This is a genomic window from Hyphomonas sp. (assembly GCF_022844445.1).
In the GTDB taxonomy this organism is placed as follows: Bacteria; Pseudomonadota; Alphaproteobacteria; order Caulobacterales; family Hyphomonadaceae; genus Hyphomonas.
Genome location: NZ_JALHLS010000001.1, coordinates 117,251 through 130,367, shown reverse-complemented (window position 1 = coordinate 130,367; position 13,117 = coordinate 117,251). Strand labels below are relative to the sequence as shown.

Genomic DNA, 13,117 nt, shown 5'->3' with positions numbered 1-13,117 from the left:
GCGAAGGTGGGAGGTGAGGGCTGCCGGTGGCTTCCCCCGTCCACTTATGAAAAGGCCAGCCACCTTGGGGGGCTGGCCTTTGTCTCGGGATGCGAGGCGTCAGACTTTCTGGGTTTCGATGGCGCCGTGGCAGTGTTTGTATTTCTTGCCGGAGCCGCAAGGGCAGGCAGAGTTGCGCGGCGTGTTCGACCAGTCATCTTCCGCCTGCGGAAGATCGACCGGGGCTTCGGACAGGTTCATTTCGTTGACGCCGGTATCGGGGTCGAGCTTGGTCTCGCGCGCCTCTGGAGGGCGCTGCGGGGCGGGCATCTGGACCGGCGTAGCGGTCCGGCGCGGCGCTTCCTGCGGCTGGGGCGCCTGCACGCGGATATGCATCAGCGAGCGGGTAACCGTGGCGCGCAGTTCTCCGAGCAGCGTGTCGAACAGGTTGAAAGCTTCGCGCTTGAACTCGTTCAGCGGATCGCGCTGGCCGTAAGAGCGCAGGTGGATAACCGATCGCAGCTGGTCGATGAGCTGCAGGTGGTCGCGCCAGCGCAGGTCGAGCACCTGCAGGAGGAGCTGTTTCTCGATGCGGCGCATCTGTTGCTCGCCGACGGAAGCGGTGAGGCCGGTATAGTGCTGGGTGACTGCCGCTCGGATGCGTTCGGCGATCTCCTCGTTGGCGACGCCTTCCTCTCCGGCCCATTGCTTGACCGGCAGATCGACCGCGAGATCGGCGCGAAGGGCTTCGGCAAGGCCGTCCATGTCCCATTGTTCCGCATAGGCCTTCTCGGGCATCGTCCGGGTGACGAGCGCGTCGATAACGTTGTCGCGCATGTCGAGGACAGTGTCGGAGACGTCGTCGGAGCGCAGGAAGTCAAGGCGTTGTTCAAAGATGGCCTTGCGCTGGTCGTTGATCACGTCGTCATACTTGAGGACGTTCTTGCGCATCTCGAAGTTGCGCTCCTCGATCTTGCGCTGCGAAGTTTCCATCGCCTTGTTCATCCAGGGATGGGTTATGCCCTCGTCTTCTTTGATGCCGAGGCGGCGCATAACGGCGTCCATGCGGTCGGCCGCAAAGATGCGCATCAGGTCGTCTTCGATCGAGATGTAGAATTTCGAGCGGCCAGGGTCGCCCTGCCGGCCGGTACGGCCCCGCAGTTGGTTGTCGATGCGGCGGGATTCGTGACGCTCCGTGCCCAGAACATAAAGACCGCCGGCATCGAGCGCCTGCTTCTTCTTGACTTCGATGTCGGCCCGGATCTGGGCGGACAGGAGGGAGACCTCGCCTTCGGAGAGGACGCGGCCGAGGCCTTTTTCTTTCTCGGCCCGCTCTGCGGCGAGGCGCATGTCGGCGTTGCCGCCGAGCTGGATGTCGGTGCCGCGGCCTGCCATGTTAGTGGCAACCGTGACGGCGCCGGGCACGCCGGCATTGGCGACGATAAAGGCTTCCTGCTCGTGATAGCGTGCGTTCAGCACCTTGTGCGGGATGCGCTGCGCAGTGAGCAGGTTGGACAGGAGTTCGGACTTCTCGATCGAGGCGGTGCCGAGCAGGATCGGCTGGCCCTTGGCGTGGACCTCTTTTACTTCCTTCACGATCTCGGCGTATTTTGCCTTGGCGGTACGGTAGACGACATCGTCGTCATCCTTGCGCAGGACCGGTTTGTTCGTAGGCAGATCAACGACCGTGAGTTTGTAGATGTCGGCAAACTCGTCGGCCTCGGTCAACGCCGTCCCGGTCATGCCCGCGAGCTTCTTGTAGAGGCGGAAATAGTTCTGGAACGTAATCGAGGCGAGGGTGACGTTTTCAGGCTTGATGTCGACGCGCTCCTTCGCCTCGATGGCCTGGTGCAGGCCCTCAGAGAGGCGGCGACCTTCCATCATGCGGCCGTTGAACTCGTCGATCAGCATCACCTGACCGTCCTTGACGATATAGTCCTTGTCGCGGCTGTAGAGCTTGTGGGCGCGCAGGGCCTGGTTCGAATGGTGGACGAGCGAGATGTTGCCCGGTTCCCAGAGCGATCCTTCGAGGAGGCCGAGTTCAACCATCCAGCCTTCCATCTTCTCGGTACCGGTTTCGGAGAAGACGACAGAGCGTTGTTTCTCGTCGAGGTCGAAGTCGGAGGCTTCCAGGCGAGGGATCAGGCTGTCGATCTTGATGTAGAGGTCCGAGCGGTCGTCCGTCGGGCCGGAAATGATCAACGGTGTGCGCGCTTCGTCAATCAGGATGGAGTCCACCTCGTCGACGATGGCGTAGTGGTGACCGCGCTGGGCCATCTGCTCCAGCGAGTACTTCATGTTGTCGCGCAGGTAGTCGAAGCCGAACTCGTTGTTGGTACCGTAGGTGATGTCGGCGGCGTAGGCAGCTTTGCGCTCCTCGTCGGTGATGCCGTGCACGATGGTGCCAGTGGTCATTCCGAGGGCGCCGTAGATGCGGCCCATCCATTCGGCGTCGCGGCGGGCGAGGTAGTCGTTGACGGTGATGACGTGGACACCCTTGCCGGACAGGGCGTTGAGATAGGCGGCGAGGGTGGCAACAAGGGTTTTGCCCTCACCGGTGCGCATCTCGGCGATGGCGCCGGAGTGCAGGATCATGCCGCCCATCAGCTGTACGTCGAAGTGGCGCATGTTGTTGGCGCGCTTGGCGGCCTCGCGCACGACCGCGAAGGCTTCTTCGAGCAGGCTGTCGAGGGTGGCGCCATCGGCGAGGCGCTTTCGGAATTCCTGGGTCTTGCCCTTCAGGGACTGGTCAGAGAGCGCTTCCATGATCGGCTCGAGCGCGTTGATTCGGTTCACTCGGGCGCGGAGCGGTTTCAGGCGGCGGTCGTTGGCAGTTCCGAATATCTTGCGGGCGACAGTAAGCATGTGAAGCAGCACCAAACAGTTTGCGAGGATGTACGGGGGCGATCCTGAACCGAAGCTTACAGGATTTTAAGCCGATATCCCACCGCGCTTTGCCTGGCTGAAACCACTCGACCAGCACGCGGGGCAGACTTAAGAACGCCGCCAAAGGGTGTCAATGCGGCGCCCTCAGTCTGTGGGGGCAAGCCATGCCTTTGATTTCACGCGCACATTTGGCGGTTTTCGCGCTGCTGCTGGCGATTGGCGCCTGTGGGCGCACCGAAACCGCAGTCACCGAGATCGAGGTGAGGGACCAAACGGTCGCAGCCACGGTCAACGGGGAGCCGGTGTTCGAGGGGGATGTGGAGCTGGAGGCAGTTGCCCGGGGGCTGATCAGCGCCGGTCAGGAATTTGGTCCGGATGACGAGGAATACCGGATTGTCCTGGACCAGCTGATCGACCAGAAACTGATGGCACAGGAGGCCGGGCGGCGGCAGCTGGACCGGGATGCAGGCAGCCAGCGCCGGCTGGAGATGGCGCGCGAGCGCATCCTCGGCAACCTGCTGGTGGAAAGCCTTGTGGCGCAGGAAGTGACCGAAGCGGCGATCGACAAGATGTATGCCGAGCAGGTGCGCCTGCAGCAGGCAAACGATCAGGTGTCGGTGGCCCATATCCTGGTGGAGACCAAGGAGGAGGCCGATGAGCTGTTCCGCCGTATCGAGAAGGGCGAGACGTTCGAGAGCCTCGTGTTCAACAATTCCAAGGACACACGCACGCGGATGGAGAACGGCAACCTGGGCTTTCTGTCGCCGAACGACCTCGCTGATCCTTTCCCGGTGGTGATTGCCAATACGCCGGAGGGCGAAGTTTCGCCGCCGTTCGAGACAGGCGAAGGCTGGCATATCCTGAAGGTGAAGGACCGGCGGACCGAGCCACCGAAGACGCGCGAGGAGATGCGTCCAGAGATCGCAACCTTCCTGACCCTCAATGAGGTGAGCCGTATCCTGCGCCGCTTGCGCACCGAGGCAAATATCGAGCAGGGAAGCGGCCAGACCTATGTGCCGACTACTGACCCGGTGCCGCAAATTCCTCAGAGCCCTCCCGGAGATGATGACCTGTGAACCTGACGCCGTCGCCTTTTGCACCTGCCAAGTTTCCCGATTTGCCGGAGGTGCGCGGCCTGAAGGCGGCGACCGGCAGCCGAGGTTTCTATGCGCGCCGCGGCGTCGTGCGGGACGACGTGTTTCTGTTCGTGTTCGACGAAGGCACGATCTGCGGCGGCGTATTCACCCGTTCGCTTACAGCTTCGGCAGACGTGCGCTGGTGCCGCGAGGCGCTGGAAACAGGTGCCGGCAAAGCGAGGGCGCTGGTGGCAAATTCCGGCAACTCGAATGCCTTCACGGGTCCCAAGGGCGTCTTGAAGAATGACGCGACGCTGGCCGCACTGACAGCGGCGCTCGGCGTCAAGCGTGAGACGTGTTTCCTGGCCGCGACCGGTGTGATCGGCGAGCCGCTGAGTGATCCGAACTATGTTGGCGCCTTCGTGCCGGACCTTGCGGCGAAGCTTGGCGCGCCGGACTGGGAGCGCGCCGCGCGGGCGTTCATGACGACCGACACCTATCCGAAGGGCGCGGGCTGTGTGGCGGATATCGGCGGCGCCGAAGTGCGCCTCGCCGGCATCGCCAAGGGCTCAGGCATGATCGCGCCGAACATGGCGACGATGCTGGCTTATGTATTCACCGACGCGGCGGTGGCGCCGGCGCTGCTGCAGGAGACACTGCGCACGGTTGCCGATCTCAGCTTCAATGCAATCACGGTGGACGGTGACACCTCGACCTCCGACACGCTGATGGTGTTCGCGACAGGGGCGAGCGGCATGGCGCCGATCACGACACGCGAAGACCCGCGTTTTGCCGCTTTCGCCGAAGCGTTGCTGGGCGTATGCCATGACCTCGCGATGCAGGTGGTCAAGGACGGGGAAGGAGCGAGCAAGATCGCCACGGTCCGCGTGACAGGCGCTTCGTCCGATGCCTCGGCCAAGGCGGTCGCGGTGTCGATCGCCAACTCTCCGCTCATCAAGACGGCAATGGCGGCGGGCGACGCCAACTGGGGCCGGATCGTGATGGCGGTCGGCAAGTCCTACCAACCGGTGGATCTCGAGAAGCTCGCCATCTGGTTCGATGATGTGCAGGTGGCAAAGGATGGCGCGCGGGCGCCGGACTATGCCGAGGCTGCGGCGAGCGCTGTGTTCGCCAAGGCCGAGTTCCGCATCCGCGTCGATCTCGGCGTCGGCAGCGGCGGGGCGACTGTTTGGACCTGCGATCTCACGCACGGCTATGTCGACATCAACGGCGCCTATCGGACATGACGAAACCGGTTTTGCTGGTTGTGGCGGCCGCGCTGTTTGACGCAGGCGGGCGCATCCTGCTGGCGCAGCGGCCGGAAGGAAAGCAGCTTGCGGGCCTTTGGGAGTTTCCTGGCGGCAAGTTGGAGCCGGGCGAGGCGCCGGAAGCGGCGCTGGTGCGTGAGCTGGAAGAAGAACTCTCCATCACGGTTAACGAAAGCTCACTGGAACCGCTGACTTTCGCCAGCTTCGCTTACCCTGATTTTCACCTGATAATGCCATTGTACGGGTGTAAAGAATGGTCGGGGTTCCTCCGTCCGCGCGAAGGTCAGGCCATAGCGTGGGTAGAGGCATCAAGGCTGAGAGACTACCCGGCCCCGCCGGCAGACCTGCCCCTTTTTGATTGGCTCGCCCGGCGGCCCTGATGGATTGACGATGAACGCACTGCGCTGCCTCTTCCGGAACCTTCACGCTGATGCACGCGGTGCGACAGCGGTTGAGTATGGCCTGATTGCTGCGCTGATCGTGGTGGCGCTTCTTGCCGGCCTGACATCCGTGGCCGACGCCAATGACCGGACCTACCAGACCATCGAAGACTCAATCGTCGTCTGATCCGTCTGTAAGCGGACAAAATCCCTAGCTTTCGTCCTTCTGCGCGCGGCGCACCGCGTCCGCGAGGCTGACTTTTGCGCTGCCGGGTTTCAGCGGCTGCGGCTGGCCGGGTGCTGGCGCCCATCCCAGCACATGCACGATCTCGAACGTGGCGGGCACACGCCCGTCCGCGGCGGCGTAGCGTTCGCGATAAAGCTCCAGCGCGCGCGCCAGCACGCGCCGGGGAAGGGGCCGGCCATGGCCACGCGTGAAGGCAGCGCGCTCGCCCATGCCTTTCAGGTCTGCCAGGAGGCGAAGGGGGTCAGCGTAGCGGACGGTGACTGTGTCCCGATCGGCGACCGGCAGGGCAAGGCCGGCGCGCTGCAACAGGCCCGCCATGTCGCGCAGGCCCGGGAGCGGCGAGAGACGCGGCGCGAGGCCGCCGGTGAGTTCGGTTTCGGCATCGGTCAGCACGCTGCGCAACTCGGTGAGCGTACCGGCGCCGAACAGCGCGCCTACAAACAGGCCGTCCGGCTTCAGACTGCGCCGGATGCGGGCGAGGGCGCCCGGCAGGTCATTGACCCAGTGCAGGGTCAGCGGCGCCGCGACCAGGTCGAAGCTTGCCGGCGGGAAGGCGAGGTCTTCTTCGTCCGCCAGCACGCTTTCGAGTCCGCGCGCGCGGGCAACTTCCAAGAACGCGGACGCCGTGTCGGCGGCCACCATATCGGCGGCCTTGCCGCTGGTGATGAGGCGGGCGGACAACTCGCCGCCGGCCGCGCCAAGTTCGAGGCCGCGTTCGAACCGGCGGGGCGTGTCGTCCAGCCGGGATTCAAGGTCTGCGATCACGCGCTGACGCAGGAAGCCGTAGTCTGCAAAGTTTGGGGCAAGCCGCTGGCGGCGGGCGGCTAGGCGCGCCCGGTCAAAGATCTGCGTCGGGGCGGGCGGTGGAGACGGCATGGCGAGGGGTATGCCCACGCGGGGCGCGCGGGCCAAGGCGTTTTTCCGCTCGGCGGGTGATTTCTTCCAGCCCCCGTCCACCATCGTCAGCGGCGCGCGCGGCGTGGGCAGCGGACTGCGGGCGCCAGACGACGCTGTGCAGTTGCGCTACGTTTACGTTCCTTTGTGTGACCGGTGCGGCGTCCCGCTGGGACCGGGTGCAGGCGGCGCTGATCCATGAAGAGCCCTCCCGGCGCCCGGGTGCCGGACCTGAAGCGGGGAGGGCGCTGGGACCGGCTGGGCAGGCTCTGCGGCTGCGGCAGGCAGGCTGGTTTCTGATCGACGCGGCAGACGTCTTAGTGCCCGTGACGTCGCATTGTGCGCGGTTGTTGGTGCAGGAGCTCAACCCGTCCGGCTGGCTCGGCGGGCCCGGCAGCGCAACATGTCCCCGGCATTCAAGTTGTCTAAGACGGGGCGGAAGTGGCGGGCAAGCAGGCGCCGCTGGTTGACACCGTTCTAATGCGCGGGGTGACCCTTTCGGCGTGTGCGCGCCCTCAAACAGGCAGGGGCGCGGCACGTTGACGTGCTTGTGCTGGCGCGCGTTGTCGGGAAAGCTGACGTAACCATATAATTAACTCGTCAGGGCAGAATGCGCCTGCCGATGCGAAAGGACTACAGGATGGCCAAGGTCACGATCTATACCCGTCAGTTCTGCCCCTATTGTTCGCGTGCGGTGGCGTTGCTTAAGGACAAGAAGGCTGATTTCACCGAGATTGATGCCGGGATGGACGCTGCAAAGCGCGAGGAGATGGTCCAGCGCTCGAATGGCGGAAAGACGTTCCCGCAGATCTTCGTGGGCGACCGGCATATCGGCGGCTGCGACGACATGATGGCCCTCGACCGGGCCGGCAAGCTTGACCCGCTGTTGGCGGCCTGACGGGAACGGGGGCGCGCATGATCCGCTACGCGCTGGCCTGCGGCGACTGTGAACACGAATTCGAGGCCTGGTTTGCCTCGTCGGAGGCGTTTGACCGGCAGGCGAAGCGCAAGCTGGTTGCGTGCCCGGACTGCGATGGCCGCAAGGTTTCAAAGCAGATCATGGCGCCCGCGGTGAAGACAACCAAGGGCAAGACCGCTGTCCCTGATCCGGAAAAGGCGTTTGCTGAGTTTGCTGCCAAGGCGCGCGCGCATGTGGCGGAGAACTTCGACTATGTCGGGGACAGCTTCGCCGAAGAGGCGCGGGCGATGTATTACGGCGAGGCAGATGACCGTCCGATCTGGGGTGAAACCACTGCCGAAGAGCGCGAAGCTCTTAAGGAAGAGGGCGTTCAGGCGATGCCACTACCGGCTCCGTTCGCCCCAAAGCCGCCGAAGCGGAAAGCGCCGACAACGCTGAACTGACGCCCGCCGCCGCGAGAGGGGCGCTTTGCCGCGCTTGATGCCGGCGGAGGGCTTGGTTAGAAGGCGGCAAACCGAATCCAAGAGGGCAGACATGGCCACCCACGAGTATCACCGCGGCGAAATGGACATCCGCGACCAGAAGGCGACCTGGGATGGATTTATCACCGGTAGCGTCTGGGGCGGACTGCTCATCATCCTGATGGTTGGCCATGCCGTTCTTGCGATCGCGATCGGTCTGCCCTGGGCGGTCTCGCTCGGTATCATGGCGATCGTCGGCTTTGGTGCCGGCGGGTTCATGAACCTCGGCGGCCGCTGGATGGCCACGGTCGTCGTGATGATCGTGCTCGCGCTGCTCGTGCAAGCGATGATCTGGCTGTTCGGCACCGTTCTCTAAGCGGCAAGCTCTTCAATTCATGACATTCCGGAGCGCGTGCTTAACGTGGCTCTAAGCCTTGCCGCAGCATACACCTTGAACTTTATCGAATTGCGCTAAAGTCTTGTGGCAGCTGCAAAAGGAGACCGCCGATGGGCGATGCCCCGCTCGTGATGTCCGGCGCAACGAAGAGGTTCGGTGGTTTTACCGCTGTCAGCAATCTTTCGTTCGACGTGCCGGCCGGACAGATCATCGGTTTTCTCGGGCCGAACGGGGCGGGCAAGTCGACCAGTCTGAGGATGGCGCTGGGCGTGATGGCGCCGGACGAGGGCGAGGTGGCACTGTTTGGCGCAAAGCCGGATATCCGCAACCTGCGACGGGTGGGCTTCCTCCCGGAAGAACGCGGTCTCTACAAGAAGATGACCGCGCGCGACACGATCACCTATTTCGCGCGCCTGAAGGGCCTGAGCGCAGCGGACGCGAAGGCGCGCGCCAACGAGCTGCTGGAGACAACCGGGCTCGGCAAGTTCAAAGCGACGCGGATTTCCAAGCTGTCGAAGGGCATGGCTCAGAAGGTGCAGATCCTATCGACGCTGGCGCACCGTCCGGACTTCCTCATCCTCGATGAGCCGTTCTCTGGCCTGGACCCGATGAACCAGCAGACGTTGGAGGACCTGATCCGCGCCGAGCACAAACGCGGCGCGACGATCCTGTTCTCGACGCACGTCATGGAACATGCCGAGCGGCTCTGCGACCGGATCGTGATGCTGGCGCGCGGGCGCAAGGTGTTCGACGGTACGCTGGACGCAGCCTATGCGACGCTCGGGCAGGGCGCCCGGATGGCAGTGGAGCATGGCTTCGATCTTGCGGCCGCGCTGGCGCCGAAGGGCTTCGAAGCGCACCGCGCGGCGGACAAGGGCCCCGGTGACTCCTGGCGGGTGAGTCTGCCGAAGGGTCTTGGCGCGCAGGACGCGCTGCGGGCGGCGCTGGAAACCGGCGCGCCGATTGTCGGCTTCCAGCCTGAAGAGGCGCGTCTGCGCGATGTGTTCGTCTCGCTGGTAGGCGAGGCTGAGGCGGCGACGCTGGATGCGCCGACGGCTGCCGAAGCGGTGGAGGCTCCCTAATGCGCAACATCTACCTGATCTTCCGGCGCGACTTCCTCGGCTATGTGAAAGCCTGGGGCTTCTGGCTGAGCCTGGCGGCGGTGCCGCTCTTCTTGATCATCGGTGTCGGGTTCGGCATGTTTGCTGCTTCGTCCTCGCCGGTGCGCTACTACACGGTGATCGAGCCGTCCGACGTAATCGCGCGGGCAGTAGAAGGCGAGTTCCAACAACGGGCGGTCGCTGCGGCTGAAGAAGCCGTAGAGCTAGCCAAGCAGATGAACATTCCGCTCGCCGAGGCGGAAGAGCAGCTGGCCGACGCGGTCGGCGAGCGCAAATTTGTGGCAGTGCCGGCACCGGCGCGCTCGCTGGAGGAGCTGCGGCCCTGGCTGACGGGCGAGCGGATGGTGGCTGGGCCTGCGGGCGAACGCCCACTGTTTGCGGCGCTGATCCTGTCGGAAGACGGCAGCGTGCTGGAATACTGGAGCGGCGACGTCAATATCACCACGCTGAAACGCGCCGCAGAGATCGCAATGCGCGACATGAGCCGGCGCAATGCGCTGGAGGCGGCAGGTCTCGACGGCGGATTCCTGAAAGAGGCTGACCGCGTCGCGGTGAAGGTGCCGGCTTTCCGGCTAACTGAGTCGCATGCCGGTGAGGGCGGGGCGGAAGTGACCGTGGCCGACCGTGCGCCATCGATCGTGGCCGTGGCGCTGGCTTACTTCCTCTGGCTGATGGTGTTCTCGATCATCCAGTACCTCCTGATGGGTACTATCGAAGAACGTTCCAACAAGATCTTCGACACGTTGCTGACCTCGGTAAAGCTGCCGGAACTGCTGGCGGGCAAACTGCTGGCTGTGTTCGCGGTGACCTCGACGATGATGTTGTCCTGGTCGCTGTTTGCGGGCGCCGGTTCAGCCTTTGCGGCGAGCCAGTCGCCGGCGGTGGTCGAGATGATTCAGCCCTTCATTGCGGCAGCGACCGATCCCGGCCTGATCATTCCGGCGCTTGTCAGCTTCATCCTCGGCTATGTGCTCTATGGTGCCATCTTCATGGCGCTTGGTTCGCTGTGCGACACGATCCAGGAAGCCCAGACGCTGCTGTCGCCGATGATGATCCTGCTGATGCTGCCAATGTTCGCGATCTTCATTGCGTTCCAGGATCCGGGCTCTCCGGTGATCGATTATGCGAGCTGGGTGCCACTGTTTACGCCCTTCCTACTGATCCTGCGCATCCCGCAAGACCCGCCGCTCTGGGAGATCCTCGCGCAGATGGTGATCATGGCGGTGACAACGGCTCTGATAGTTTGGGGTGCGACGAAAGTCTACCGCGCGGGCGCCGTGCATGGCGCAGGGATCAGCGAGTTGGGTGGGATGCTGAAGGCAGCCATCGGCTTGAAGCCGAAAACAAGCTGAACAAGTGGTCCCGGACGGCCCCAGACACAAAGAACCCCGCCAGCTGCAGCTGGCGGGGTTCTTTTTCTAGGGCCAGACAGCCCGTTCGTTCTTACACAATACCTTCGCGCTGGGCGCGCTTGCGAGCCAGCTTGCGGGCACGGCGCACGGCTTCGGCGCGCTGGCGGGCTTTCTTCTCGGACGGCTTTTCAAACGCCTGACGCGCTTTCATTTCCCGGAACAGGCCTTCGCGCTGCATCTTCTTTTTCAGCGCGCGCAGGGCTTGCTCGACGTTATTATCGCGGACGACGATCTGTACTATAGGACTTCTCCATCGGGTTCGGTTTCGGGCGCCAGCCCGGAAAATGGGGCAGATAGGGCCTGACAGCCCGGAAAGCGCGGCCTATATCACGGGGTAAGCAGACTCGCCAAGCCCTAGCCTGCGTGGAATTTACGATGACCGTCCCGCCCTCTGTCCTGTTGCGCCGCCGCTGGTTGGCCGAACTGCTTCCGGATGTGGCGTTTGAGGGCTGGAGCGAAGCAGCGGCGAAGCTGGCAGCTGGCCGGGCCGGGCTATCCGAAGGTGAGCAGGCGTTGGCGGCCCCGCAGGGGGTGGTAAATCTGATCGACGCCTTCTTTGATGACGCGGAAGAGGCCGCCCGGAAGGCTTTGGCGGGCGAGGACCTGAGCGCGATGCGCGTACCGGACAAGGTAAAGCGCGGGGTGCTCGCCTGGCTGACGGCGTTAGAGCCCAACCGAGAGGCGGTGCGCCGCGCCGCGAGCCGGGGTTTCCTGCCCTGGAGTGCGGGACCCGCCCTGCAGCGGACCTGGAAAGTGGCGGACATGGTCTGGACCGCCGCGGGCGACACCTCTGAAGACTATAACCGCTACTCGAAACGTGGCCTGCTGGCGGCCGTGCTGCCCGCAATCATTCTCTACTGGTCGGACAATCCGGCGCCGGAAGATCTCGACGGATTCGTCACCCGCCGGCTCGCCAATGTTTCCGGAATCGGACGGCGCGCCGGACAAGTTGTGAAGCCGGTGCTGGAACGATTCGGCAAGCGCTAAGGCGCCGCAGTTCTTCTCTTGGTTTGGGGGGTGTCGGGCAGAAGCTGATCAAGCGCCCCAGGGGGCTGGGGGGGCTGATGGGTCTGGAGCACCTGCTAAACGCCTCCGCCCGACAATCCAAAGATGGAGGTGTGCTGTGTCCGCGGCAAGTCCGAAATGCGGAGATTTCGGGACTGGCGGATTAATTCGCAGTTAGCTGGATAACTGCGCGGCGCCTGCGTTTATGCAAGAATGCCGGGGCTTCATTGCGTCGCGTCGATCTTGGGGCTGGACGCGGACGCAAACCTATGCGGAACTGTCATCAATGACGGAACATCTTTCGCGCAAGCCTGCCTCCGATCCGGTGGTCGCCTTCCAGAAGAGCGAACTCCAGCCCATTCTCGATGTCTATGGCCGGCTGGTGATTGCCGGCGAGGCGCGCGATTACTCGATCGGCTACGGAAAGGATGTGGCGACCTTCGCCATCTTCCGCCGGCATGCCGAAAGCCCGACCTGGCGAATAGAGAAGGAACCGGCGCTTGCCAACCGGCAGGGGCAATATGCCGTGTACGGATCAGGTGGCCAGGTGCTCCGGCGCGGGCGGGAACTGCGGCAGGTTCTGCGCGTATTTGACAGCCGGAAGTTCACGATCGTCCGTTAACGGATTCAGGGTTCCGTTAACCCATTGTTTATCAAAAACTTCTTGCGAACCAAACTGGAACAGAGTAGGAACATTCTACAAGGAACGGAGCAAGAACATGGGTAGCGCAGTCAGCTTTCGCGGTCAATCGGGCAAGGCGTGGTCGTTTCAGCGGGCGGCCGCGGATGCGCCTTGGGCACGGTCTCCCGGTGTGGCCATTTTTGCCATCCCCGAAGCTTGCGGGTGGCGCGTTTTCCGGGTGATTGAACTCTCCGGCAAGCCGCACGACATTCAGCCGATCTGGGCCCTGGCCGAGGCCGAGCGATATGGTGCCAGCGCCGTGTTCGTGGCCCTCGAGTTCGACGCCCCGGTGCGCAAACAGATCGTGGCAGACCTTGAAGCCGGCTTCCGGCCGATTGTTAGCTCCGGTGTCCGCACAGGTCAGGTGATCCGCCTCGCGGCCTGATTTTC

15 protein-coding genes are annotated in these 13,117 nt (G+C 63.8%); 12 read left to right on the top strand and 3 right to left on the bottom strand.

What is annotated here, in order from left to right; all coding sequences use genetic code 11:
- Positions 1–99: 99 nt before the first annotated feature.
- On the bottom strand, positions 100–2,844 hold the full coding sequence (gene secA / locus Q0C17_RS00650) for a preprotein translocase subunit SecA (RefSeq protein WP_291199718.1): 2,745 nt from the start codon (positions 2,842–2,844) through the stop codon (positions 100–102).
- 185 nt (positions 2,845–3,029) lie between these two features.
- Between secA and Q0C17_RS00645 the strand changes: the two genes are divergently transcribed.
- From Q0C17_RS00645 to Q0C17_RS00630, 4 genes are read left to right on the top strand one after another with little or no spacing between them, the layout of a single operon-like run.
- Positions 3,030–3,941: a peptidylprolyl isomerase gene (locus Q0C17_RS00645; protein WP_291199715.1), complete on the top strand. Its 912-nt coding sequence runs from the start codon at positions 3,030–3,032 to the stop codon at positions 3,939–3,941.
- On the top strand, positions 3,938–5,188 hold the full coding sequence (gene argJ / locus Q0C17_RS00640) for a bifunctional glutamate N-acetyltransferase/amino-acid acetyltransferase ArgJ (RefSeq protein ID WP_291199712.1): 1,251 nt from the start codon (positions 3,938–3,940) through the stop codon (positions 5,186–5,188). Before Q0C17_RS00645 ends, argJ begins: the two co-directional genes overlap by 4 nt.
- On the top strand, positions 5,185–5,589 hold the full coding sequence (locus Q0C17_RS00635) for a (deoxy)nucleoside triphosphate pyrophosphohydrolase (protein ID WP_291199709.1): 405 nt from the start codon (positions 5,185–5,187) through the stop codon (positions 5,587–5,589). Before argJ ends, Q0C17_RS00635 begins: the two co-directional genes overlap by 4 nt.
- A 10-nt stretch (positions 5,590–5,599) precedes the next feature.
- Entirely contained in the window at positions 5,600–5,776 is a 177-nt protein-coding gene (locus Q0C17_RS00630; RefSeq protein WP_291199706.1) for a Flp family type IVb pilin, read from the top strand.
- A 24-nt stretch (positions 5,777–5,800) separates the two neighbouring features.
- On the opposite strand, the gene Q0C17_RS00625 is transcribed toward Q0C17_RS00630, so the two are convergent.
- Positions 5,801–6,748, bottom strand: coding sequence for a methyltransferase domain-containing protein (locus Q0C17_RS00625; protein WP_291199703.1), 948 nt, complete (start codon positions 6,746–6,748; stop codon positions 5,801–5,803).
- Between the two features lie 622 nt (positions 6,749–7,370).
- Here Q0C17_RS00625 and grxC point away from each other — a divergent pair.
- From grxC to Q0C17_RS00600, 5 genes are all read left to right on the top strand, one after another.
- Positions 7,371–7,628 (top strand): glutaredoxin 3, encoded by a 258-nt coding sequence (gene grxC, locus Q0C17_RS00620; protein WP_291199700.1) that lies wholly within the window; start codon positions 7,371–7,373, stop codon positions 7,626–7,628.
- Between the two features lie 17 nt (positions 7,629–7,645).
- Positions 7,646–8,092, top strand: coding sequence for a DUF1178 family protein (locus Q0C17_RS00615; protein ID WP_291199697.1), 447 nt, complete (start codon positions 7,646–7,648; stop codon positions 8,090–8,092).
- 91 nt (positions 8,093–8,183) lie between these two features.
- Positions 8,184–8,486 carry an aa3-type cytochrome c oxidase subunit IV gene (locus Q0C17_RS00610; RefSeq protein WP_291199694.1) on the top strand — a complete coding sequence of 101 codons (303 nt, stop codon included), beginning with the start codon at positions 8,184–8,186 and terminating at the stop codon, positions 8,484–8,486.
- 131 nt (positions 8,487–8,617) lie between these two features.
- A complete protein-coding gene (locus Q0C17_RS00605; RefSeq protein WP_291199691.1) occupies positions 8,618–9,589 on the top strand; it encodes an ATP-binding cassette domain-containing protein in 972 nt (323 codons plus the stop codon).
- Complete coding sequence (locus Q0C17_RS00600; protein ID WP_291199688.1) at positions 9,589–10,980, top strand: ABC transporter permease; 1,392 nt, start codon at positions 9,589–9,591, stop codon at positions 10,978–10,980. Before Q0C17_RS00605 ends, Q0C17_RS00600 begins: the two co-directional genes overlap by 1 nt.
- A 91-nt stretch (positions 10,981–11,071) precedes the next feature.
- Here Q0C17_RS00600 and rpsU read toward each other — a convergent pair whose 3' ends face one another.
- Positions 11,072–11,335, bottom strand: coding sequence for a 30S ribosomal protein S21 (gene rpsU / locus Q0C17_RS00595; protein WP_366914748.1), 264 nt, complete (start codon positions 11,333–11,335; stop codon positions 11,072–11,074).
- Between the two features lie 80 nt (positions 11,336–11,415).
- On the opposite strand from rpsU, the gene Q0C17_RS00590 reads away from it, so the two are divergent.
- The 3 genes from Q0C17_RS00590 to Q0C17_RS00580 all read left to right on the top strand — a co-directional run bounded on the left by Q0C17_RS00590 (position 11,416) and on the right by Q0C17_RS00580 (position 13,112).
- Positions 11,416–12,027 (top strand): COQ9 family protein, encoded by a 612-nt coding sequence (locus Q0C17_RS00590; RefSeq protein ID WP_291199685.1) that lies wholly within the window; start codon positions 11,416–11,418, stop codon positions 12,025–12,027.
- A 304-nt stretch (positions 12,028–12,331) separates the two neighbouring features.
- On the top strand, positions 12,332–12,667 hold the full coding sequence (locus Q0C17_RS00585) for a DUF2794 domain-containing protein (protein WP_291199682.1): 336 nt from the start codon (positions 12,332–12,334) through the stop codon (positions 12,665–12,667).
- A 97-nt stretch (positions 12,668–12,764) separates the two neighbouring features.
- Positions 12,765–13,112, top strand: a complete 348-nt coding sequence (locus Q0C17_RS00580; RefSeq protein WP_291199680.1) for a hypothetical protein — start codon at positions 12,765–12,767, stop codon at positions 13,110–13,112.
- Positions 13,113–13,117: the final 5 nt, after the last annotated feature.

Excerpts from the sequence above, each read along its gene's own strand:
- Q0C17_RS00580 (WP_291199680.1), top strand. The coding sequence starts at position 12,765 with ATGGGTAGCGCAGTCAGCTTTCGCGGTCAATCGGGCAAGGCGTGGTCG.
- Q0C17_RS00585 (WP_291199682.1), top strand. The coding sequence starts at position 12,332 with ATGACGGAACATCTTTCGCGCAAGCCTGCCTCCGATCCGGTGGTCGCC.
- Q0C17_RS00615 (WP_291199697.1), top strand. The coding sequence starts at position 7,646 with ATGATCCGCTACGCGCTGGCCTGCGGCGACTGTGAACACGAATTCGAG.
- Q0C17_RS00610 (WP_291199694.1), top strand. The coding sequence starts at position 8,184 with ATGGCCACCCACGAGTATCACCGCGGCGAAATGGACATCCGCGACCAG.
- Q0C17_RS00635 (WP_291199709.1), top strand. The coding sequence starts at position 5,185 with ATGACGAAACCGGTTTTGCTGGTTGTGGCGGCCGCGCTGTTTGACGCA.
- Q0C17_RS00600 (WP_291199688.1), top strand. The coding sequence starts at position 9,589 with ATGCGCAACATCTACCTGATCTTCCGGCGCGACTTCCTCGGCTATGTG.
- grxC (WP_291199700.1), top strand. The coding sequence starts at position 7,371 with ATGGCCAAGGTCACGATCTATACCCGTCAGTTCTGCCCCTATTGTTCG.
- secA (WP_291199718.1), bottom strand. The coding sequence starts at position 2,844 with ATGCTTACTGTCGCCCGCAAGATATTCGGAACTGCCAACGACCGCCGC.
- Q0C17_RS00630 (WP_291199706.1), top strand. The coding sequence starts at position 5,600 with ATGAACGCACTGCGCTGCCTCTTCCGGAACCTTCACGCTGATGCACGC.
- Q0C17_RS00590 (WP_291199685.1), top strand. The coding sequence starts at position 11,416 with ATGACCGTCCCGCCCTCTGTCCTGTTGCGCCGCCGCTGGTTGGCCGAA.
- Q0C17_RS00645 (WP_291199715.1), top strand. The coding sequence starts at position 3,030 with ATGCCTTTGATTTCACGCGCACATTTGGCGGTTTTCGCGCTGCTGCTG.
- Q0C17_RS00605 (WP_291199691.1), top strand. The coding sequence starts at position 8,618 with ATGGGCGATGCCCCGCTCGTGATGTCCGGCGCAACGAAGAGGTTCGGT.